Raw genomic sequence first — 24,408 nt, forward strand, 5'->3', positions numbered from 1 at the left:
AAAGGGGTTTTATCGGTGAAAAATTCAGCCAGTCGCGGTATTGTTAACCAAAGCCAGAAAGGCAATTCTGGTGAAGGTAGCTGAGCCGGGAACTAAGTTTTACAATGCGCGTTCTTGTTGTGTCTTATAATCGACAATCTGCAGGCTAACGTTTGCTTTGGAGAAGACGGAATGAGTAGAAGAAAACTCGCTTTTGCTTGTGCGACAACTGTACTTGTGCAACTTGTTGTTCCTGTTTTTGCCAGTGACGCTGGTGCCTCTGGGACTTCTGGCAATTCTGCAAGTACTGCGAGTACTGCGAGTACTGCAAATGCTGCAAGTCCTCCTAATCCTGCAAATACTGTTAATACCGGTACTTCTGACAGCTCCAATGCGTCTGACCCATCGAACAGTGCGGCGATGTCCAGTTCGTCACAGGGCTCATCGCCCGCTGACCTGGTGTCGATCGAGTTAATGAGAGACGGACTGTCTGCTCCGTTGTTTTACTTGACGCCGGACATGCCGTTGAATGCTGCATATTTGCTTCCAATAGCTGATCCCGCTAATTTGTTGAAGGGCGAAGCGAAAGCATCCGAATCTAGCGATACAACTTCTGACACCACTTCCAATACCAATTCTGACGTTAAGGCTGGCGATAATTCCAATCAATCTGACAAGGCATCGGAATCACAAACAGCTGGCACTGGTGATGGTCCTGTAGTAATAGACAACGATCTCGAAAAAGAGATTCAGGTAACAGAATACGTCTGGAAAGAGATTCCTGATAGTGAAGGAAAAATGCACATCGATGCGGGCGGCCGCTTTCCCGTCACTGTCGTTACTTCACACACGAGCAAAACAGCTAAGGTTGGAGATCCCGTTGAGGCTCGCCTGAAAGTTGATATCAAAATTGGTGGCAGATTGATCGCGCCAAAGGGTGCCAAAGTGATCGGTCACATTGCTACTTGCGAAAAGGCAAGAAAAATGATTCAGGCTGAGTTCAGCACAAAACGTTGGATGCGGCCAAGCGGTTCTTTAGGTGTGCAATTTGACGAAATACTCACTGCCAGTGGTGACCACATACCGCTTGTGGCAACACCCGCACGACAGCCTCGAATCGTCAAAAATATGGCAGAGGGAAGAGTCCTCGGCGTCAATCACAAGGGGGAGATAGTCTCACCTTTATCCAGTCAAGTTAAGTCGCAGGCCGCTCACCTGGGTATTCGCGCAGCCGCTTCAGCCGCGGGGCCGTTTAGTTTCGGGATCGTTCCGGTAGCATATGGAGTCGCAGGCGCAATCAGCCCGAGTTTCGCTTTTATGCATCCGGTCGGAAAAAATGTTCGTCACCGCAGGCTGAAGGGATTTGGACTTGGTGTCGTTTCCGGTCTACCGGGTGGATTCCTGGTGGCAGACTCGATAATTCGAGGTGATGAAGCTATTATCAAGCCGGGTGATGAATTCCTGGCTGAGTTCAAGCAGAAGTTTACTGGCGAGGCTTCGACCGACGCTCAGCTGATGCCAAACGCAAAGGTCAAAGTTCATGGTGAAGTGATGCCGGGAGCGACCCCAACTGGCAAGTCAGGATCTGGTTCGTCAGGCAAGTCTGGTTCAGGTCCATCAAGCAAGGCGGGATCCAGTTCAGCGGGCAAGTCAGGTTCGAGCCCATCAGATAAATAGCGCAATTCGTAGTACCGTGATGAGCCTCAACGCCGACAGAACAAACCAGTCCAGCACGTTGATGAGCCAAAAGAGAACTTACTCGATCATTTGCGCAGCCATCGTGCTGACAACGGCGGTAGCGTTCTATTGGCGTGTTACATGGCATTCGATGCCAGGTCAAACATTCAATGGTCCATTACCGCCACTGAGTGAGAAAGAAGTCACCATCCGTGATGCATTGGCTAAGCACGTCCATGTTCTTGCGGAAGATATTGGAGAGCGCAATTCAACTCAATTTGAGCACTTGAATAAAGCGGCTGAATACATAATTCAAGAGTTCAAGATTATTGGCTATCAGCCGAGGTTTCAGGCATATGAGCTGAATGGGAAAACCTACAAAAATATTGAGGTAGAAATTGCAGGTAAAGATCCAAATGCAGCTATTTTGATTGTGGGCGCACATTATGATTCTGCCTTGAATTCGCCAGGCGCTGATGACAATGCCTCCGGCGTCGCATCTTTGCTTGAATTGTCGCGGGCGCTGTGGGGCAAACAGTTTGACCGCAAAATCAAAATTGTCGCCTTTGCCAATGGTGAGCCGCCTTATGCAAATACTCCGGATTCAGGTAGCCATCGCTATGCTCAATTAGCAAAGGGCTACGGTGCAAAAATCAAAGGCATGATTTCACTGGACGAACTCGGCTATTACTCCGATTCGCCAGAGTCGGAGAAATTGCCGGTGAACATTTTTTCTTACTATCCAGCTGTTGGTGATTTCGTTATGGCGGTCGGAAATGCTGAGTCAGCATCGTTTTGTCGAGGCGCCGTCGAGTCATTCAGGAATAGCACAAAATTTCCGAGTGAGGGAATCATTTGTCGTGATTCGGTAAATCCTCAGGGCATGGAAGGGGTCGATCATGTGGAGTTCTGGAAGGCTGGCTATCCGGCCGTCATGTTTACCGACACCGGGGCGGATCGGGACCCCGTTATCCATTCCGCTGAGGATGTTTCTAGCCGGGTAGATGCCGACAGGCTCTGCAGAGTCACCGGTGGGCTCGTCGCCGTGCTTATGAGTCTCGCTAGTAACTGAAAAATATGTTCTTCTTGGAGCATTTGGCTGCCAACTACGTACAACCACGAATTTACATCAATGAAGCAGTAAGTATCATTGATCTGTTCAGAACTAAAGGGCAAAGATATGAAAGTTAGACGACTTGAGACCCTGGTAGCTCTCGTAGCTTGTTTAACCCTGGCAAATCCGGTCTTCGCACAAAACGTCCTTCGGGGCAGTGCGCAGTACAGCGATCTCAATTCCGGCGGAGCGAATACTTCGTTGAAACGCAGCGATGTTCGTCCTTCGTCGAATGCGCCTGATTCGTTTGCTCCGCAAGGCGACGTCGGTGAGCCTGTGTTCGCGCCTGCTAGTTTCTCGGTTCCGTTGATGGCACCTCCCCCAGCACCTCCTGCGAATCCGGCTTTTGGACTAAACGCGCAGTCAGAGAGTGAGAGTGATTTTCAGGGTCAGCAAGGTGTGCCGGGTTTAGACCAGCAGCAGTATGCGCCTCACGCCTTGAGCGCTCAGCAAGATCAACAACCGCGTCAAATGTCGAATCCGAACGACCCTGACAGCTCGCCAGAAATGAAACTGTTGTGGGATGCCTGGCATCATCGTGTGGCTGAGGCTGTATTCATTCGATACTCTACTATGGCTAACGCTGGATTCGCGAACAGTCCGCCTATTGGCGCAATTGCGGCCTATACAGTCTCGCGTGACGGAAGGATTTCCAATGTGCATTTGAATCAGAAAAGCCCTAACGCGCTCTATAACGCCTGTGTGATTATGGCAATTCAATCTCTCAACGGAAACATGGCTATTTTGCAATTCCCACCGAACTCGCGACGTATGAGCGTTGAAAAGGTTGGTCAATTCACTCAAAATTACGGACAGCAAATCGGTTTCAAGACAGTTGTCGGAGATCAGGAAACTATCCCGGGCCGACGTTGATTGGGGAAATCAGCTCCGTTTGAAACCGTTTGAGACTCGATTCCGTTTGAAACCGTTTGAGACTCGGTTCCGTTTGAAACCGTTTGAGACTCGGTTCCGTTTGAAACCGTCTAAGACTCAGCTCCGTTTGAAATCATTTGAGACTCAGCTCTTCTTAAGACTAATCTTCCGTTGCTTTTGCAATTGCGATTGTCGTACGCACCAGACCAGGTGTACCTCCTTCGTACACTAGATACCTGGAGACCCAGGCTGGAGCGAATTTGGCTTTATAGTTCCGCAATCCCTTATAAGAAAAGAAGCGGTTCATATGTTCATATATCTGGTGAACAGCACGTTCTTGCAGTGTTGCATCACTTTCAGTGCCAACTCCGGAGAGGGCAGCCAGACCCAGGCTGAAGTGAGTAAATCCGGCTTGATGCAGCATCAGTAGCATTTTTGCGAACAGAAAGTCCATTGCACCGTTTGGTACTTCCACGCGATGTCGCATCAAATCAATGGTCACCTCTCCTGGCTGATACGACCTGACCTGGTTTGCGAAGGCAATGATTTTTCCGTTTGGATCGACAAGATTGTAGGTGGTGTCATGTTGAAGTTCGGACTTATCAAATTGTCCCAGGCTGAATCCGCGTTCTCGTCTTCCGGGTAATGATAGCCATTCATCGGATACTGCCTTCAATTCAGCTAGTTCTTCCTCCGAGTGGGGCGCCAGCGATTGAACAACTTTGTAGCCGTCGCGTTCCAGTTTTTTGATAGGGCTTTTGAAGGTCTTCTTGTTAACAGTTTCGTTGCAAAAAGAAGCCAAATCAACTACACCGTCTTCGCCAATCTTCAATACGTCTAGTTTTAGCTCTTCGTATATCGGTAAGAATTCTGCCGGCACCTGCATAAATGCGCAAGACCAGCCGTTCTCGTGGCAATAATTTAGAAACTGTCTGGTCATCTCTAATATCTTTTCGGGCGGACCGACGGGATCTCCCAGGCTGATTGCGATTGCATTTTCTGTTTTATATGCGACAAACGATTGTCTATCAGGTGAAAACAGGTACGATTTGTCGGGCAGTAATTTGTATCGATCCAGTGATGTGCGCCCATGTTTGTTGAGAATTTCTTCCGCCAGGTGGCGCTCTCGGGGATGAGTATTGAGTTGATAATTGATTGGTCTGAACAGACTGGCAATCACAAAAACTGGAACGATGTATCCGACAACTTGTAATGACTCGATGAACCAGCGAGCATATCTGGTATGCGCTGTAAGATCAGTATTTCCGAGCTGAGTGATACCACTTATGGCACGTTCGAAACAACTTCGAAGGCTGAAACTGACTCCAAAGTCGATTTTGTCTAACAGCCAGAAACCGAGTGTGCCGTAACCAATCGCAACTACAATCAGCACAGAGCTGACTAGGACCGCAAACCGTATGGAGTTTGATTCGCTTTTTACGCGAAAGTGATTACGCAAGATCAGAAGGAATCCACACCCTAAAATCGGTGGTACGGCAGAATAGCTTGGTAAGTCTATTTCACTGATTTTTCGTGCTAGCCAAATTGAATGTTCGCCGCCGATACGCAGAAGTTGCAATGTCGCCGACAAGCCGTTGATCAGTACGGCCATCCACCAGGCTGTCCGCTTGCGGCGCCAAAGGTTGAACGAGAGGTAGATCAATAGAAGAGCAAAACCAAGTTCTACAGTTTTGCTCAGGTGATAAAGTTCGAATGGAACTAGTGCGGAAAAGAGTTTCGGATGTTTTTCGAAGCGCACCAATAGCGGTTGCACTGTGCCAATCAGACCGGCGAGCAGAGTCGTGCCGGAAACAAGCCAGATTGGCCAATCTGCAAAGGTTCCGATTGGGTCAATATCTTCAGGTTTGAGAAATCGCCTGGCCGCGGCCGTCAGCCCACCGCTGGTAAATTCCGGTTCCGCTTGACTTTGTTCGGGCTGAGTTGTTTCGTCTGGCACGGTATTGGCTACTTACGTCAATTGCTCGATTCGCTTATTAAGGCTATTGACTCAGGATTTTCGATTAGTCTGAGCTTAGCGGCGCGGTTCATTCGCTTAATTTTCCATTCCAACTTCATAGCATCAACTTTCGTGTCTAATTTCCATGCAAACAGAAGCTTTACGGGGCGATTGGCGCGAGTGTATTTAGCTCCTTTGCCTGAGTTATGGTTCTCAATGCGCTGCTGAACGTCATTGGTCCACCCTGTGTAGAGGGATCCATTAGAACATTCAATTACGTATGTATAAAAAGGCATATGGCAATTCCAGTTAATGGAACTACCATAGCAGATGCAATTCGGTTTTTAGATGACCGGGCTTTATGACGCCGTTTCTATTCGGACTCAGATCGATTTGGATTCAGATCGATTCAAATTAAGTCACGTCAGCGTCAACTATGTCGTCGCTCTCGGCAGTCGAACTCGATGAACTGCTGCTTTCTCCATTGCTTTCGTTAGTTGTCGAACTGGAGCTGGCGTTGGCCGTAACATCTTGTTGGATATTGACCAGCGCACCGCGCAATTCATTCATGAGACCCTTTAGTTTGTCTGTGTCAGAGTCAGCGCGATTTTCTATACGAGTTCTGATATCGCCGATTAGTTGCTCTGCCTTGTGTCTGTTCGTCTCGGTTACTTTATTACCGCCGTCCCGAATCTGCCGTTCAACCGAGTAGCAGAGGTTATCAGCCTCATTCCGAAGATCCGCGGCTTCTCGCACCTTCGCGTCTTCATTGGCATGGCTTTCTGCTTCTTTTACGAGTCTGCCGACGTCATCTTTTGACAAGTTGGTGCTGGCAGTTATGGTGATTTTCTGCTCTTTGCCGCTCTGTTCATCGCGGGCAGTGACACTCAAAATGCCGTTTGCATCAATATCGAACGACACTTCGATTCTTGGCACCGCGCGTGGTGCGGGCTTGATTCCGTCGAGGCGGAAATTACCCAGCATTTTGTTGTCTTTAGCCATTTGTCTTTCACCCTGAAAGACCTGGATGTCGACAGCAGGTTGATTATCTTCAGCGGTCGAGAAGGTTTGCGACTTGTGAGTCGGGATTGTTGTGTTGCGTTCAACCAGTTTTGTGAATACACCACCCATAGTCTCGATTCCGAGCGAGAGCGGAGTGACGTCGAGGAGTACAACGTCTTTTACTTCGCCGCCCAGAACGCCAGCTTGAATCGCAGCTCCGATGGCTACAACTTCATCAGGATTGACGGTTTGATTCGGCTCTTTGCCGCCGGTCAAACTCTTCACCAATTCTTGAACTGCTGGAATGCGTGACGAACCTCCGACAAGCACAACTTCATTGATATCTGCTGTAGTCAAATTGGCATCTTTCAGTGCTTGCTCGACTGGCTTGCGGCAGCGCTCAACCAGGTGTCGGGTCAATTCATTGAACTTGGCGCGGGTTATGCGCATATCCAGATGTTTTGGTCCGGACTCATTGGCTGTTATGAATGGCAGCGAAATGCTGGTTTCATTCACCTGTGACAATTCTATTTTTGCCTTTTCAGCAGCTTCAGTAAGTCTTTGAAGAGCTTGTGCGTCTTTGCGAAGATCGATGCCCTCAAGACGTTTGAATTCTTCTGCCAACCAGTCAACGATGACGTGGTCGAAGTCATCGCCGCCGAGGTGTGTGTCACCTGAAGTTGCGTGTACTTCGAATACTCCGTCACCTACTTCTAAAATCGAGACGTCGAATGTGCCACCACCCAGGTCGAACACGAGGATGGTTTCGTTCGCCTTTTTGTCAATGCCGTAGGCGAGTGCTGCTGCTGTCGGTTCGTTGATGATACGCAGCACGTCGAGACCTGCGATTACACCGGCGTTTTTTGTCGATTGACGTTGCGAGTCATTGAAGTAAGCTGGAACTGTGATGACTGCTCCTGTTACCTTTTCTCCGAGATATTTTTCCGCATCATCTTTCAGTTTGCGCAAGATGACTGCTGAGATTTCTTCAGGCGTGTAATCTTTGTCTTGAATGACAACTTTGCAGCCACCGTCGGCTGTTTCTTTAACTTTGTAGGAAACGATGTCGCGTTCACCCTGGACCTCGTCGAAGCGGCGTCCTACGAATCGTTTGATGGAGTATATGGTGTTCTGCGGATTAACAACTGCTTGACGTCTTGCCAGCTGCCCAACCAACCTTTCGCCGGTTTTCGAGTATGCCACTACTGAAGGCGTAGTTCGGAGTCCCTCAGCATTGGCTATCACAGCCGGTTTTCCACCTTCCATGACTGCTACTACTGAGTTTGTCGTACCTAAATCTATGCCGACTGCCTTTGCCATTTTCTACTCCTAATTTCCTTTACTAACTTCTACATACAACACTGAGTGTTGTTTGCCGCCCAACTCAACAAATAATTAGTGAATGGGTTTGAAGCGCGGAAGCCAATTTTACCAAGCTGCTTCAGCTCGGTATATGGCTGAGCCTGCAATCGCTACATAAGGTCTTAATTCAAACATTGATCGGATTCACGCTGTGTTGTGCTCGATAGCGCTGCTGTTATTGATAGGCGGCATTCCAGTGCTTAAGCTGCTGAACGATGGTGGGCGCATGAGCTCGCTGCTGACTGATCCAGCTTGATTGCGCTTGGTCCGCATTTATCCACTCCGGCTCAGGTGAGAGAGCGGGGGTGAGTGTTGCGCTATGCAAACGTTTACATCACGATGAGTCGTACTCGCACCACCAGTAGTGGCGAATCGACGTGGAGAGGATGGACTGTTTTTTGTTATCGTCGCGAGCACCTATATATAGAACCAGCTCCACACATTTTTTGAATTTTGTCGATTCTGCTTTTTAGTAACAACTCGGTAAGTTCTCTTGACTACTTTGTAAGCACGGTCGACACCGCAACTGTGCTGAAGGGAACGGCAGCTGAGGCAAGACCGAAATTTATGGAAAAGGGGCAGAGGGCTGGATTTCGATCCAGTCTTCTTCTTTTCCAGGCACTTTTTGATTGCGCCTTTTAAGAAGTGATGCTCTCAGAGGGGGACGACGCGCCCCGTGGACCTGTGCCCCTGGTGGGTCCAGACCCGGCGTCCCAGCACTTCAGCTCTGGACCGACTTGACTTGATCGGTCCGGCTTTAATTTGTTGGGCGGAGCTGGACATTAAAGCGCCGTCGGGTGGGTTTTGAACGTGATTTTTAGTGCGTGGCAATGGTGAAATTCCCAATTAAGGCAAGAAATTTGTTTTCGTAACGTCTTGGTAACTTTTGAAAAGTATTCTTCAATCATGCCAAGGGGAAACGTTCCTTAAGGCTTGCCCCACCCCCAAACCCTTCCAAGCCGAGGACACTGCGGTGAATAATCCTTCGAATGTGCATGCTTTCTTCGCCAAATTAGCAACAGCCGCTCGCGGTAATTCAGATGTTCAACCTTCGCTGACAATGCTTCATCGCAAGCAGCCCGCATCCGTTGCGCATGTCGCGGCTCGTTCCCTCGAAGATGTTGTAACCGCTGCCCTGACGAAACCAGTGTTCGTAGCCACAGAGTTGCATGATTTCGGTGTTGGTCTCCCTCCCCTGGCACGCTGCTAAAGTGATTTGACGATTTCGGTCTCGAAAAACCCCGGAGCGCCGCTGCCCTGGGGTTTTTCTTTGTGTGAAAACGCTTTTCAGGCTTTGAATTTTTTCCGATATCGGAAGAAATTCAATCGCAAAAGGCTCTTTTGGCAATACAGGGAAGGCTTTCAACCTGATTCTGGCGCCTGGTTGAATATCGATAGAGAATTTGGCAATGGTGAAATTCCCATTTAAGTCGAAAAAATTGTTGACCGTAATATATTGGTAACGTTCGATTAGTAATCTCTAAGCATGCCAAGAGAGGTTCCACCACTCGGCAATTGCCCAATAACTTAGACAGATTGCGAGGAGTACAGCAGTGTATAACCCATCGAACGTGCACGCATTTTTTGAGAAGCTCTCCTCGGCTGCCAGAAACAACGTTGAGAAGAAACCAAGCCTGGAAATGTTGCACAGCAGCATTCCTACGAGAAATGGGTATATAGAAGGGTCACTTCAAGAAGCAATGATGTCGGCAGCGGCTCAAAATCCACCATGCCTGGTATCAACTGCATTGAATGACTTCGGCGTTGGCTTGCCTCCGCTCTCCGCCTCCTAGTCGGGATTTTGCTGATTTGCATACATGTGATCATTACGCACAAATAGCATTACTACTTACGATTTCAACGACTTTGTCTGGTCCCAGACCTTACTACTCTCATTTTTAAGGAAGCTCTGGTGCCTACCGCATCGGAGCTGCATCACAGATGAAAAGACGAGCAGTCGAATATTTGATGGTGGAAGTGGCAGTTCTCTGTTTTAGCATGTTGCTCGGGTCGAATTTGGCTGCGTTCGGCTTGCCCAGCAGTGCGTTTAGCACGCTTCAACCGCGAGATAGAGATTACTCTCAGACCGAACACGGTCGCATGTACAACAAACAGAACTCTGTTGCTTCTGAAGACGACAAATTGGAGACACTGCAGAAGGACGACAAAGCAGAGACTACTTCGGTAAAGTACGGAAACAGTTCGCAGGGTGGTGTAACACCAGGAAGCGGTAGCCGGGACATCGAAACGCAAAAGCCTGAGATACAAGCTCAGAAAGTGAAAGAGCAAAATTTTCAAGACACTTTGACGCAATGGTCCTATTGGAACATCGGTAATGGGGTAAACATAGCTAAGCCGATTCCACCTGGTGGACCAAATTGGTATTCATTTCCTCCATCGCGTCAAATTCAAGCAAAGCCACAGGCAGCCGCTGCGATGGCTGTTCTTAAATTTCTGCCGCAACTGCCAAAGACTCACGGCAGCGCCATGCCATCCAATACAGTCATGCAGGCCAACTATATGGCGACTGCGTTTGCTGCCGGGCAGCTGCTGAACGCTCCCAAACGCCATACTGCGGCTGCTAAAGCCAACCTGGCAGGTCAGCAACAGGAAATATCGGACTCATCGGCCGGCACTGCAGAAAATGGATTTGCCACTTCTATTGATGGCAGCATGGAACCATTGATTAATGTGGCGAACGAAGCTGCAGGCACTCCCACTGATGCCGAAGCTGCCACCAAGACTTATTCTCAAGCGATATGGATGGTGCAGCAGATTTACAAGTTCGTTTATGTGCCGCTCGCCATATTGTTGTTGCTGCCTGGAGCCATCCTTACCAATCTGAAAGGGTATCTGGCAGGCGGTATCATCGCTTCGCACAACGATGAAGACGCGGTCAGTCCGTTTAGCGGTATTTTGCGTAGTATCATTGCCATCTTTTTGATTCCGGCCACTCAACTTTTCACGAGTTGGACAATCGACGTCGGTAATTCGATGACATACGAGGTTGCACAGCACATTCAGCCCGCCGCACTGATGGAGTGGATGCAAGAGCAGAACTTCAATGCTCCCGTCAAGAATGCCAAGAACGCCTTGAGTGAAGCAACTCAGGGCAAGATGAATGGAAAAATCGATGAAGGTGGAGAAAAGAACTCCACCGTTGAACAACAGGGCTCAGGTACTCGTATGCTGCAAATGGCGTTCAATATGATGAACGCCGCAATGACTGTTGGTCTGTTGATGATGAATGCTTTTCAAACTGTGATGATTTGCTATCTCTATTTGATGGCACCAATCGCTGCAGCTTTCTTCGCCTGGCCTTCCGGAGTCGGGACCCTTTTCAAAGCCGTGTTTGCGAATTGGCTTGACGCCCTGATCAATGTTTCTCTGTGGAAATTTTGGTGGTGTGTGGTCATCCTTTGTATGCAGACACGTTTAGAGTGGCTGATGGAAGCCGGCATGTATAACCCTAATACGACATGGGAAATGGCTACCTACACAGCTTTTATGGTGATACTGCTTTATGTTCCGTTCTCTCCGTTTGAGTACAAGCCGGGAGATATGGTGACTCAAATTATGTCCAAAGCCGAGCAACTCAAAGATGCCGGCGCATCGAAGGGCGGAAAGAAGGCACACAAATGAAGAATTCAGCGAATCTAGTTCTGGTATTTGTAATTTCTGCCTTGTGTGGAATGATGCTCCCTGCCAATGCAGCCAGAACAACCGGCGATATCGGCGATACTGGCGGCGGTCCGACCAAATGGAACGGCATGATGTACCGTGGCGTAGGTGCACCGGTTGGAGGACTTGCACCTGTTGACCAGGGCGGCGGCGCCGAGACGAAAGACCAGGCCCAACCGCTGGAAGATTCGGACCTGGCAAAAGCGAGCGCTGGAAAGTCTACAATCGGTGACGCTCAGACCGGTTTGCCTGCCTCAGCGATCAAGCTGAAGTGGCCAAAAGGTGCTGCCGAAGCCATGAAACGCAACATGGCCAACACTGATGGTCGCTTGCCGACAAACTCCGAAATGCAACTTTATCTGGCTAACTTTGCAGGCACGCTGGCTGCTGGTGCCAATGCACCAGACAAACAGATGCACTCTGCTAAAGCCAATCTTGACGCGCAAGGAACTGAGGTCGCCAACGGTATGGCTGATCTTGAGAAGCAGCAAGCTGCGTCGGCGATTGACTTCTGTTCCAGCTTTTTGAACAACTTCACCACAGACGGTGGCAACAAGTGGAACAAGCTGCGCGACAACATATTCATGCCGATGGCTGTTCTGCTCTTGCTTCCTGGCGCTATTTTGACCCAGGTGAAAGCGATTATTTCAGCCGGTACACCTGTTCTCGGGCAAGAAACCAATCCATTTGAAGGTATCCAGAGATCCCTGATTGCTATCTTCCTGATTCCTGGCACTTATCTTGTTCTCAACTACAGTATCGATTTGAACAACTCGGTCACTTATTCGATTGCCGAGGAGTACACGCGTCTTTTTGGCTCGGATATGTATCGGGATGCAATATCCTTTCATATTCGCGCTTTCCCTTCGCGTCAACCTGGTGAAAATCGTAACGCTCTCGATCAGCAAACCGCCAAGATGACTCCGCTGCTGGGAGGAAAAACCGCTTTCGCACTGTTCGAAGGCAAGATGATCGAAAACAAGATCGAAGATCCGGTTGCCAAAATTTATCAGGCGCCAATGGATCGAGCTGATGAAGCGCTTCCTAGTTCTGCAATCATGGCGAAGACCATGTTCAATAGTACCAATGCGACATTTATGATTGCCTGGAACATTCTGTGCGCTTTCCAGATGGTCTATTTTTACTATCTCTGGTTTGTCGGACCGATTACTGCAGCCCTCTGGGCCTGGCCGATGAAAACTTTGCGCAACGCCTTCCCGAGCTGGTGTGAAGGTGTAATCACGCTTGGTTTCTGGTCACTTTTCTGGAATACTTCCATTTTGCTGATGGCATGTTTCAGAGGCGTCGACGAAACCGGCACTTTGATTTTGACCGCCTTGAATTTCCTTGCTACTTCGTCTGTAAAATATGCCTTCGACTTTGCTGGTCTGGCTAAAGCTGCTGGTCAAGAAGCTGCTCAGATGGCTGAGAAAGCCATGAACGCCGCCAAAGGCGGTGGCGGCGGCGGTGGCGGTGGCGGCGGTAAAGGAGGACATGCCGGTCACAAGGGTGGTCATGGTCATGGCACCGGACATCAGCCGCATCATCCTCATCATGCCGGTGAAGCCCTTCCTGGTGGGCCGAAGGTTACCGATGCTGGAGAAGGCAAGAGAGAACTTGCCGGTCTGCCACTCAATGATCGTTTAGTCGCTCTCAACAAAGATGCCGATGAACGTGGCGGTCGCATTCGGGTCGCTTCACTCGATCCTGATGCCGGTTTCCGTGAACTTGCTGCCAAACAGCCACCACCGCCAATCGACGGTGACGACAAGGCCGTACGTCAACTGCCTGGCGATAGCTTCACCGTCGGCGACGGCGGTTCCGGTGGTCACATGTTCACGCGTTCAATGGTCGACGGTAAGCCTGTCTTGACTGTTACAGACATGGAAGGAAATGCCGTTAAAGGAATGGACGGCAAAGATCTTGGTCCGATCAGTTTGAGCGACATTCCGGAGAACGGCTCCAAGTCCATATCTTTCGACCCTGATCCAACTACCGGTAAGCCTCGTGGTTCCATCGACATTCAGCAGGGTAGTCACGGTGGTCAGCTTTACCACGCTTCAAGCCATGGCCATAGTGAATTGGTCTCTTACAGCGGCGGTCACCTGAGCGGACATTCCTCTGCAGCGGTCGACGCTGGTATGCATGCGTCGATGATGGATGGTAAACCGGTAGCAGAGCTGCAACCTGGGTTGTTCTACGGCACTGACGCTAACGGCAACGGTGCCCTGTACGATATCGATCATAATCAGATCAATTTTGATGCTAATGGTGATGCCACTCTTGCCGATGGCAGAAGTCTGCATATGGAAGACGGACCAGACGGTTACTCCACGCTCTCTGTCAATGGCTCCGATCTGTATGCTTTGTCAGCCAGCAATGCCGGATTGAGTGTCTCGCATGGCGATGCTACGCACGATCCCTATCATCATCCGATCAACAGCCTCGCCCTCAGTCGCGATGCCAATGGTGCCGTACACTCGTCTCTCTTCAACGAAAATGGTCAGCGCACAGAGTCCGCAACCATGTTCGGAGCAGATACTCAGCGAGCCTACTACAATCCTGATAGCCAGGCGTTGCTCGGTTACAGCAACACACACAATTTCGACAACGGCGACTCCGTCACCAACTTCTATAGAGACGATAATTCGCTCGTCGGCACCAACATGTATCAAATGACCGACGACGGTTTCAGAGAAACTGTTTTCGATGCCAGTGGCAATCCAGTAAGCATGCAGCAGACATCTTACGATGATAATGGCTACTCACTGACCACAGCTAATTTCGTCGATGGAAATGTCAGCAATGCCTCCGTCAGCCAGTTCGACAATTCCGGCACGTTCCTGTCGAGTCAGCCGTTGGATTACCGACAGATGCAATCTATTGGCGGTGATGTAAGCGCACTCAGCCAGTACTCAAACAGCTACTCTCAGGGCGTCGTGCCTGACGGCAACGTATTCGGCTCGACTCCATCTCGGTCTGCCGATGGTTACACCGTTGGACCGCCTGCACAGCAAGTTGAAGTTGCGAACAACTACAGCACGCCATTTACTTCGGGCAAGGTCGATGTGGTGCCGCCTCAGATGTTCGATCCAAAGACGATGGCCGAACAAAAGATCGACTATGCAACTCCTCAGGCGCCACAAACGTGGGCAAAAGTCGAGGCACCGGCACTCAACTCCGGCAGCAACGACGCACCGAAAGTGATGCCTGTCGATATAGCAGGAACACAGTTGCCATCCAGCAAAGACTTCAGTCAGATAGATGGTGCTTACGCCGCCAATCAATCCAGCCAGGGGCAGTATGCCGAAGTCGCATATAGCAATCCTGTGGTCACATCATCTGTCGATATCATGCCTCCACAGGTGCTCGATACGACGCCAATGGCTTATCAGCAAGCTGAATTGGCGGCGCCGAGTGCTTCACTTGAGAGCCAGATGGCTAACCAGGTGGGCGGTTTGAGTGTAACGGCCGATAACTCTGCCACGTCATTTACGTTCAACGACAATAACGCACCGCCAACGGGTGGATTTGTGGCACGGGAAGCTGCGCCCGACATCCAGGCAACTGTGCCAGTTCCTGGTGCCGGGCAAAACAATACGGTGTTGCCTGTCGATATCGCCGGAACGCAGTTGAACGACAACAAGGCAGCACTCGAACTTTCGCAGAATTCACAAATTGAGGGCGCATACGCCGCCAATCAATCAAGCCAGGGTCAAACTGCCGAGGTCGCTTATAGCAGCCCAGTCACTACAAGCAGTGTCGAAGTTGCTCCTCCTATCGCGCTTGATTCCACTCCGATGTCTTACCAGCAAGCTGAATTGAATGCGCCAAAAGCATCTCTGGAAAGCCAGATGGCTCATCAAGTCGGTGGACTGAGTGTGACATCTGATACTACGGCGAATACATTCAACTTCGGTGATGCCCAGGGACCGCCTGCCAGCAGTTTTGTGTCCAAAGATTCTGCACCAGATGTGAATCACTTCGCGGCGGTAGTTCCTCAGAACAATACGCCTCAGACCAATACGGTATTGCCAGTTGATATTGCCGGCACTCAGGGTGCGGGCGAGAATAAGGCTGCCCTTGAGTTGGCTCAAAATGCGCAGATTCAAGGTGCATATGCCGCTAACAATTCCAGTCAGGGGCAGACAGCTGAAGTGGCTTACACCACGCCGGTGACGACCAGCAATATCGACATCGCGCCGCCGATTGTGCTTGACCAGACTCCGATTGCCAACCCCCAGTATGACTCTCTCTCGGTGCCACCATCCCTTGAGACGGTGATGTCGCACCAGGTCGGCAATGTAAGTGCCGGAACTGAAAATATTGCTCAAGCAGATGCGCCTCAAGTAGCTATGCGCGATGCTGCGCCAGCGGACCAGACTTATGTCACACATGCGCCTCAGTATGGCGACAGCACCTACACCAACCCTGTCACAACAAGCCAGGTTGATGTAGTGCCACCGGGTGTGGTGTATGACAACGATCAAACCGTCCTCAATCAGGGTTCTGTAAACGCTCAGCAACCGGAAGTGAGCCATGCCGGGACTCCAGTTTACGGTCAGCCGCGCACCGAATCAGTTGCTCAATTGGCTTCTGCTGCTGCTCTAGCTTCGAACGCGCAACAGAATCTGCTTGGAGAGCCCAAAGTCGAGCACCGAACGACTCACGGACCAGGCTCGCCTGCTATGCCGAAGCGTGGTCTGGGAACGATCTTCTCTGATATCACTATGGGCAAGAAGACTGTAAAGCCCAACCAGAAAGATCCGAAGATGGATCCAAATGTTCAACAAAAAGGTGGTGTTGTCGCACAACCGGGACATTTGAACGATCCTAACGCGCCAGGTAAGCCCGTAGACGCTACAAAACTGATGGGCAAGATGCGCAATACCGTAGACGCCGAAACGACCATGCAAATGTCGACCGGACAGTCTCTGGAAAAACAGATGATCCAGGCTGGCAGTCATGTTCAGGCGGTGCCGTCCAATACTCTCAACAGCATACTTGGGAAGACCAGCGCGGCTGTTCCGCAGAAGCCCAGCGAGCATCTGAACAATGCGCTAGTGGATTATCATACGGTTGCTGCCTTGATTCACGAAGGCAAAACAAATGAAGCTGCACTGGTCTCAGGTAATGCATTAGCTAACATCTCACGCTGTTCCGGTACTGAGCCACAACTGCTGCCACTTGTGCGCGCTTTTGTTGAGCTCTTCAACCAGAAGCATATGATCCATCAAGCGAAAGCGTTCGCTGAAAAGGAAAAAGCGCTGGATGAACTGGCTAAGACTGCCGCTGCTGCCAACAAGAACGATAATGTTTGGGGTTCCTAAAAGTCGAATTTTTTCCGATATCGGAAAAAATTTGTACGGTCGAACCTGAAACGCATAAGGGGTGGCTGTCTGCGTGCCATGCTCGCAGTAAGATGGGCTTGCCATCAGGGTTCCTGAATTTCAGTGGCATTATCTGGCGCCGACTCTACGGCGATCTAAGATGTAGCAGCCGGAGGGTTGCCAAAGAGATCGATCTGATAACCAATTCTGTGGACTGTGCGAATTATAGAAGGTTGATCTGGTACGTCGATTTTGTTTCGTAATCTGGTTATGCAAACGCGCACCGTATCTGGTGAGGCATCTGAGTCTGAACTCCATATACGAGACAACAGCGATTCTACGCTAAAGGCATCGTTAGGATTGCGCAATAGAAACTCAAGCAGGGAAAATTCTTTGGGCTGCAGTTTTATTTCCTTTCCATCTCTGGAGACGCGGTGTTTTGGTATATCGACCTCTAATCCGCGAATTTTGAAAATCTGTTCGTACACCTTGTTTTGTCTGCGCATCAGGGCTTTGACACGCGCTGACAGCTCACGGACATTGCAGGGTTTGGTCAAATAGTCGTCGGCGCCGGCATTCAGTCCCGTTTCAATTTCAGCTACACCATCACGCCCCGTCAGGAGGAGAATCGGCGTCATGCCACCTCGGTCTCGGAATTCTTTGAGAATCTCGATACCTGTAACTTCAGGTAGATTCCAGTCCAGGATCACCACATCAAACTCAAAGAACTTCAATCGTTCGAGCGCGTCGTTGCCGCGTTCGCAGTATTCGACGTTATGGTGCTCAAGCTCTAGCCAATCTATTAAGCTTCGAGCCAGCTCGGTATCGTCTTCGACTAGTAAGATCTTCGCCATTGAGACCGTTTTGGACAGGATTCGGGGAGCAACCAGTTCACCGGGCATTTGGACCGAGGTTGTGGGATCGAGGCTATAGGCTTAAATCCGGGCTTGGCCACGAACGGTATAAACCAATAGCAGCATCATCAGTTTACCCTCTTAACTGCCTAAACATGCAGGACCAGGAAAAATCTGTTAAAGCCCTTTTCATCGTATAGGCTAGAGTTTGGAAACCCTCGGCGGCTCCATGATTCACAGCCAGGTTTTTTGTCTTGAATTTTTTCCGATATCGGAAAAAATTCAAGACCAGGAGCGAGCATTCAAGAACTCAAACCCAATGGATTTACTACTGACAAGGCGTCTGTAATCAGACCGAATAAGGTTTTCGCTAGTCCAGCAACATGGAATTTTGAATTGAACTGACTTGGTAATGTTTCGGTAATCTCGTTTCCATAATCTGTGAAATGCGGACATGTCTCAAAATCGACTGTTCGACCCCACGAAAACTCCAGTTGGCTCTGGTCGAGCTGACTTGCTCAAACTCGCCGTAACAGTCTCAACTTACCAGATCCCCCTTCCTTCCTGACAATTCGATTTTCGGTTATCCCCATGAGCACTCGCGATTGTACCCCTCAAAGATCTGAACGCATCGACCATCGGGACGGTGGAGAACGCTCGGCTTCAATGCAGTCGACCGATCGGGTGGCTTTGCTGAAAGAAGGCGCTTCCATTAATCGCTATATTTCTCCGACGGCGGAGCGTTACTTGCCTAATGTGACTATCGATCAGAGGCTCGGGTCAGCTTATGGTCGTTGCGATAATGGTACCGAAGTTAACAATCGCAATTTCGATCCTCGCAATCTACAGAATCAGTTTGACCCTAGATATGGTGCAGATCGGCGAAGTTTCGATCCGCGCAACGGCGACCCGAGGTTTGACCCGCGCAACGGCGGTGATCCCAGACTTGATCCGCGCAACGGGGGTGACCCGAGGTTTGACCCGCGCAACGGCGGTGATCCCAGACTTGATCCGCGCAACGGGGGTGACCCGCGATTGGATCCGCGTAACGGGCGCGACCCAAGATTGGATTCCCAGAGTTTTGCACCAGATGGTCAGATGCGCGATCATACCGTGCAAAGGGGCGACAGCCTCTGGAAGATAGCCCGTAATGCTTTAAGAGAGTCCGGTCAACCGGCCAGTGCCCGCGATATCATGAATGCCATTCGCAGTATTGTTGAGGCGAACAAAGCCGAGCATCCGTCGCTGGCGAATAATCCCAATTTGATTATCGATGGATGGCACTTAAAGATTCCTGTCGGTGGACAGGATGCCTCAAGAGCAGATGGAACTCGCGACCTCTATCAGTTCGGCGGAGATAGGCGTCAGCAACGCACCAGATACGATGGCGGAGACGCATACTTTGATCAGCGTGATGGTGCATATCAAAGACCCTACGGTGAGGGACCAGGTGAGTTCAGAGGACGCAGGCACAGTCGGGGAGACTGGTCTGGCCGCGAGTACGGTACGGATCCTTACGGGCGACGAATTCCTTACGACAGAAACGGTGAGCCATATCCGTATGAGCGGAGTCCGAACCCATATGGGCGCAATCCTTATGAGAGAAATCCATACGAGCAAAATCCTTATAGGCGGGGGCCATACGACTCCAATCCATATGCTCGTCCGCCTGGTTACGGGCAGGATGCAGCCAACCAACCTATGAATCCGCTCTCGATGGCTTTACGCGAAGCCGCTCTTCTGGCGGCTCGCGGTATGCAAACTATTGGTCGTTGTGCCGCGGGAGTGCAAGTGGCATTGGCGCGAATTGGACATGGTCAATTCATGGGATCAGGCAACGCCTGGGATATGGGTGCGAAAATGGCGCGCAGTGGAAAGTTCGACGTACTTCCTCTCTCCGAGGCGCGTGAGGGCGACGTCATCGTGCGGAGTTGGAATCGAAATGTAATCGCTCAAAACCGTGGACGGAATTGGGGTGATATTGTCGTGGTCACTTCTCGCGACAGTCGTGGTAACCTCATGGGCGCAAACGATCATCACGGAAGAATTCCTCCAGATGGTGGACGCTACACTAACAGTTACGTTTTGCGTTGCCGAACTTGATTGGAACGGAACTACGAAGTTAGTGGGGTGTGACGCAACGGAATTACTAGCTCAAAGAATTGCTCAAAGCTATTGCTTGAGTCGGAAGGCTCAATATGTTGTTAGGACCGTGAGCGACTAGTGGATGTTGCGCATGATTTCGTACATAAGTAACGCAAACGTTGCACCAAGCATGAACGTTGCACTTATGATGGACATTATCAGATGTGTTTGCCGATGAGTCAGCGCACGTAAAATTCCGATGCGTGCACCAATAAAGTAGAGAAGCGCCAGTGCAAAGGCTGTGACAAGGAACGGTCGGACGGCGAGTCCTCCCGGAATTGCCGAACAAATTGCCAGCATCACAGACGCTATCGGTACCATAAAAACGGAGATGTAGTCAGAACCGCGAAGTTTCTTGCCTTCCGAGTTGATGGCGTCTTGAATGTGCTTCATGGAGTGGCTAACGTTTTCTATGTAAGAAGCACGCAGAGCCTTAGGATCCGCAGCGGTTTCTACGGACATGTCTTCACCATCTCCAGCGCTCATAAAAGGACCTCATTAAGTAAGTTGCTTTATGAAATTTTCCCGAGGCGGCACTGTGCTAAACGTGACGCAAAAACATAATAATCCGTTTTGCAACGAGGAAGCCTATTCGTCGAGTTTTGTTGCGACGGGTGTGCGCGTCAGAGTCTGTTTATCGGCTTTAAAGGACTGCCAGTCAAAATTAACAGGATCAGATCTGTCGCTTGGTTGGATCTGCCCATGTCCAAAAATATGATTATCTGTCACTTTAAACCGGTCTTGTAAGTATCGCACCAGGCAGACAACCGACGCTAGTTGAGCTTGAGAATATTCCTGAGAGCCGGTGCGCACTATTTCAATGCCAATAGAATTATCGTTATTAACTCCCTGACGAGTTCGTCTATTGTCGACATGAGTCGTGCCATATTGCGGATCTGCTGTGCAGTAAATGGTGCCGTCTCGGTCAACTACAAATTGTGCTCCGGCGTGACGAAGCCCTTTGTTATTCCAGCTTGTGATTACTCTCTGGGCATCAGCCTCTCGGGCTGTTTCTGTGGAGTGCAGAATAATGTTTTTAACGCTGTTACGTCTTTGGAAGACACCACCATGAAGTGGGCAATATGCAAAAACACCTGACTGGATTAAGCTCGAGGGTGAATAAGCTTCTGAGTTGCCGTTACGAAATTGTTGACTAATTGCAGCTCTGGATTCTTCGTCCAGAAATGAATCATCATCGTCAGGCTGAGAGGGCGCATTCCATAAATAAGAAGGACTGTGGATGCTGATTTTGCCGCTTTTGCCATGTTTGCGTTTGTGCTTGAGAGAAACTAGTCTCAGTCCTGTGCCATGATTTTTACGCGCGGTTCTCTGGCTATGTCGATGAGTACGGGACAACCTCAACGAGCTCTGCTGCATGCGACGTATCGCACCAATTGAGTGACTGCCCAGACGCCCGACAATGGCATGGGCGGGAGTCATAGCACTGGCGGCGATTGTAATCAGGCTTAGCGCCGCAATGACGCTGCGATTGAACAGCATGGCAACCTCAGTTGAGAACGGTTAGGTTTAACGCCCCGTGGCGCCAAACTGGGATTCTTTCGTTTGTTAGCGGTCTGTTAAGTGTACGTAAAAAACATTGAAACACAATCTGGAAAACCCTGCCAGGTGTGCATGGATTGTGTAAGAATCACGTTAAAGCCGCGACGGTTGGCGGTTTTGGGATTTTTGGGGTGCCTGGCACTGCATTGGGTCGCTGTATTTTTTACAGTCAAAGGCACGATTTAATCTTGCAGCAAGCGGCGTTTGTAAGTTGCAGTCGAACTCCCCGGCATCTGAATTTTTTCCGATATCGGAAAAAATTCAATAGTTAAACGGTCTCTCGCCTGATTAGAAGACCGCCATTTCAGTCGGGACCTGATCTCAGTCGAGCCGGATCGCCTCTGTGTTGTTTCTATCTTGGTAGGCGCGCTCGAGACTATTCCCAGTGCCGTTTTGCAAAATAGAGTAGCTATTTCCGCTCATATCTTTGAAGGTGTAGGTACGTCCTAGTGGAGTTTCGACTGGTCCAGCGATTTCTTCAATGCCCCGTTCCCTGAGCTCCTTTACAGCCAATTCCAAATTAGTGACTGAGTAGACCTGTTCACAGGCGCTTGCTCCTTTCTTATCGGAAAGCACAATCGCAGGACCGTAAGCCATCTTGAACGCCGCCAGCTTCGTTCCTGCTTTATTGAATGCCCATAGCAGTTCGGATTTAAGTGTGTCTCGATAGAATCTGACGTCACCGTCGAAATTGTTGCTTTCAAGAATTAGATAATCGAGACTTTGGAAAGTGGGGGCAGGCTTCGCTACAGCAAGCACCGGTGCAGGTTTGCCTTTGTGTCTCTCAGCCATGCTGATTTTCAACATGCTTTCGCAAGTACGTTGTTTAAATGTCAATGAGTCTTCTGTGTTTCTTGAGGCTTCAATACACTTCGATAAGCGTTGCAGTTCAGAGGCAACATCGCGTTGATTGTTATTGAATGCCTTTTGAACTTTCAGGACGATCTGATTGTAGGCTTCTTCCGATGTGCTGGGATCGCTTGTGCTCAGTGCCTCTAGAGCCATCGAAATAATGTCGCTGTCATCATATTTAGCCGAGTCCGTCATCGCAGGTCCACCACTGATGATGAGATGACTGCCTTGGCGTTACCCAATTTTTGAGCACCGTTTGCGGTGATGACTACTTTGGGATACATGCCAGGTATCGACTGTAAGTCACCTTTTCCAATTAATTCGTCAATAGATGCTAACAGTTGATCTTGCTTGAACACACTGAACCTGCCAAACAATGGCACGCGATCCAGACCTTTCTCCTTAAGCTTTTTGTTGCCGCTGCCAGACAAAATTTGAGCGATAGTGGTGCGACCAACGGTTCCATTCAGATCAGTTACGATCTGCAGAATGGCCTCGGCAAGATTGCTTGTTTTCCCATCTTCCAAAACGCTCTGGCCAGTCTGTCTGTGTTTTTCGAGGTGAGTGCGCTCTTGCGGGTCACAGACATCGCAGCCACTGCATGCTTCTGTGACTTGTCCGAAGTACCCGAGAATTTGCCGACGTCTGCAAATGGCATCCTGTGCATAGCGAATCATTTGATCTAAGCGCTGTGAGTGCCGCAGTTTGCGCTGATTGAGTGAGTTCATCTCGATTGTGCCGTCAGAGACCCTGGCCAAAAATGAACCGTCAGGAGTGGTATCAATCAGCTGCAGCTGCTTCAGTAGATCAAGCGCGCTGTTTAGAGCAGAATCAGCAATGTCCATGTCATCGAGGAGCGTGCTGATTCGCATCGGCTGCAAGCCCGATGACACTATAAGTTTGTAAGCGATTTCAACTTGATGTGCAGTCGGAAAGTTCCGATCCATCAACCAACGTTGCGTATGCACATCTTTGGATTGGTAGAGCAGTGTACATGTGGCGGACTCTCCATCACGTCCTGCTCTTCCCGCTTCCTGATAGTAACTCTCCAGTGAGCCTGGCAGATTGTAGTGAATCACTCTGCGAATGTTTGCTTTGTCGACGCCCATGCCGAATGCGACAGTGGAAACAATTGTCGATACCTTGTCGCCTTCGAAAAGTTTCTGGGCTCTCTGGCGTTGTTCACTCGACAGCCCGGCGTGGTAGCAAGCTGCTGTCAGACCTGATTGCCTCATGCGTTCGCTCAGCGCTTCTGCTTCTTTACGGCTGCTCGTATAAACGATTGCCGGTGCGTTTGTGCTCTTTAACGCCGAAAAAACAAAATTGTCTTTGCTGACTGCGTTGGTGACAGGTTCAACTTCGAAGCGAATATTGGGACGGTCGAACGACCCGGTTACAACATTCATGTTGGACAAGTTTAGTGACTGAATAATATCTCGCTGCACCTGCGGTGTGGCGGTTGCCGTTAATGCCAGTACTGAAGCTGCTTTTAAATGACTTAGAATATAGCTGCTCAAATTTCTGTATTGGGGACGGAAATCATGCCCCCACTGGCTAATGCAATGCGCTTCATCAATAACTAGCAGCGAAACATCGATTTGTTCAAGCAGATTTCTGAAACGAGGTGATTCGAATCGTTCGGGAGCCACAAAAACCAGTTTGAAGACACCGGCTTTGATACCGCCAAAACGAATATCCAGTTCATCTGGTGAGACGCTACTGTTGAGCAACGTAGCGTTTGTTATTCCGCGGCGCATCAGACCGTTAAGCTGATCTTGCATTAATGCGATGAGTGGCGACACAACTATAGTCGCACCTGGAAGTATCTGGCTGGGCACCTGGTAGCACAGTGATTTACCGTAACCAGTCGGCAACAAAGCCAGCGTGTGCCGCCCGTTCATGACATGGTCGATGACTTCACGTTGTTTCGGTCGAAATTCCTTCAGACCGAACCTTTCGTGTAAAACCGAGTCGAGTAAAAAATCTGAAACAGCCATGAGTCAAATGATACAAAGCCACAAG

General features: G+C 49.8%; 16 protein-coding genes. 8 read left to right on the top strand and 8 right to left on the bottom strand.

The window, feature by feature from the left end:
• The first annotated feature begins 171 nt into the window (after positions 1–171).
• The 3 genes from EKK48_11675 (at position 172) to EKK48_11685 (ending at position 3,643) form a co-directional block, all read left to right on the top strand.
• Positions 172–1,656: a hypothetical protein gene (locus EKK48_11675; protein RTL42639.1), complete on the top strand. Its 1,485-nt coding sequence runs from the start codon at positions 172–174 to the stop codon at positions 1,654–1,656.
• Positions 1,657–1,675: 19 nt separating this feature from the next.
• Entirely contained in the window at positions 1,676–2,728 is a 1,053-nt protein-coding gene (locus EKK48_11680) for a M28 family peptidase (GenBank protein RTL42640.1), read from the top strand.
• Positions 2,729–2,836: 108 nt separating this feature from the next.
• The gene (locus EKK48_11685; protein ID RTL42641.1) at positions 2,837–3,643 is read left to right on the top strand and encodes a hypothetical protein; all 807 of its coding nucleotides are present in this window, start codon (positions 2,837–2,839) and stop codon (positions 3,641–3,643) included.
• 160 nt (positions 3,644–3,803) lie between these two features.
• On the opposite strand, the gene EKK48_11690 is transcribed toward EKK48_11685, so the two are convergent.
• The 3 genes from EKK48_11690 to dnaK form a co-directional block, all read right to left on the bottom strand.
• On the bottom strand, positions 3,804–5,600 hold the full coding sequence (locus EKK48_11690) for a DUF2156 domain-containing protein (GenBank protein RTL42642.1): 1,797 nt from the start codon (positions 5,598–5,600) through the stop codon (positions 3,804–3,806).
• A 17-nt stretch (positions 5,601–5,617) separates the two neighbouring features.
• A complete protein-coding gene (locus EKK48_11695; protein RTL42643.1) occupies positions 5,618–5,896 on the bottom strand; it encodes a GIY-YIG nuclease family protein in 279 nt (92 codons plus the stop codon).
• Between the two features lie 118 nt (positions 5,897–6,014).
• Positions 6,015–7,922, bottom strand: coding sequence for a molecular chaperone DnaK (gene dnaK / locus EKK48_11700; protein RTL42644.1), 1,908 nt, complete (start codon positions 7,920–7,922; stop codon positions 6,015–6,017).
• Between the two features lie 1,015 nt (positions 7,923–8,937).
• Here dnaK and EKK48_11705 point away from each other — a divergent pair.
• The 4 genes from EKK48_11705 (at position 8,938) to EKK48_11720 (ending at position 16,975) form a co-directional block, all read left to right on the top strand.
• A complete protein-coding gene (locus EKK48_11705) occupies positions 8,938–9,174 on the top strand; it encodes a hypothetical protein (protein RTL42645.1) in 237 nt (78 codons plus the stop codon).
• 343 nt (positions 9,175–9,517) lie between these two features.
• Entirely contained in the window at positions 9,518–9,757 is a 240-nt protein-coding gene (locus EKK48_11710) for a hypothetical protein (GenBank protein RTL42646.1), read from the top strand.
• Positions 9,758–9,905: 148 nt separating this feature from the next.
• A complete protein-coding gene (locus EKK48_11715) occupies positions 9,906–11,606 on the top strand; it encodes a hypothetical protein (protein ID RTL42647.1) in 1,701 nt (566 codons plus the stop codon).
• Positions 11,603–16,975: a hypothetical protein gene (locus tag EKK48_11720; GenBank protein ID RTL42648.1), complete on the top strand. Its 5,373-nt coding sequence runs from the start codon at positions 11,603–11,605 to the stop codon at positions 16,973–16,975. Before EKK48_11715 ends, EKK48_11720 begins: the two co-directional genes overlap by 4 nt.
• A gap of 155 nt (positions 16,976–17,130) precedes the next feature.
• Here EKK48_11720 and EKK48_11725 read toward each other — a convergent pair whose 3' ends face one another.
• Entirely contained in the window at positions 17,131–17,877 is a 747-nt protein-coding gene (locus EKK48_11725; protein ID RTL42649.1) for a response regulator transcription factor, read from the bottom strand.
• Between the two features lie 543 nt (positions 17,878–18,420).
• Between EKK48_11725 and EKK48_11730 the strand changes: the two genes are divergently transcribed.
• Positions 18,421–19,932, top strand: a complete 1,512-nt coding sequence (locus EKK48_11730) for a LysM peptidoglycan-binding domain-containing protein (protein ID RTL42650.1) — start codon at positions 18,421–18,423, stop codon at positions 19,930–19,932.
• A 117-nt stretch (positions 19,933–20,049) separates the two neighbouring features.
• On the opposite strand, the gene EKK48_11735 is transcribed toward EKK48_11730, so the two are convergent.
• From EKK48_11735 to EKK48_11750, 4 genes are all read right to left on the bottom strand, one after another.
• Positions 20,050–20,460: a hypothetical protein gene (locus tag EKK48_11735; protein ID RTL42651.1), complete on the bottom strand. Its 411-nt coding sequence runs from the start codon at positions 20,458–20,460 to the stop codon at positions 20,050–20,052.
• Positions 20,461–20,562: 102 nt separating this feature from the next.
• Positions 20,563–21,474 (bottom strand): N-acetylmuramoyl-L-alanine amidase, encoded by a 912-nt coding sequence (locus EKK48_11740; protein ID RTL42652.1) that lies wholly within the window; start codon positions 21,472–21,474, stop codon positions 20,563–20,565.
• A gap of 381 nt (positions 21,475–21,855) precedes the next feature.
• Positions 21,856–22,581 carry a hypothetical protein gene (locus EKK48_11745; protein RTL42653.1) on the bottom strand — a complete coding sequence of 242 codons (726 nt, stop codon included), beginning with the start codon at positions 22,579–22,581 and terminating at the stop codon, positions 21,856–21,858.
• Positions 22,578–24,383, bottom strand: a complete 1,806-nt coding sequence (locus EKK48_11750; GenBank protein ID RTL42654.1) for an ATP-dependent DNA helicase RecQ — start codon at positions 24,381–24,383, stop codon at positions 22,578–22,580. Before EKK48_11750 ends, EKK48_11745 begins: the two co-directional genes overlap by 4 nt.
• Positions 24,384–24,408: the final 25 nt, after the last annotated feature.

The organism is Candidatus Melainabacteria bacterium, assembly GCA_003963305.1.
GTDB lineage: Bacteria > Cyanobacteriota > Vampirovibrionia > Obscuribacterales > Obscuribacteraceae > PALSA-1081.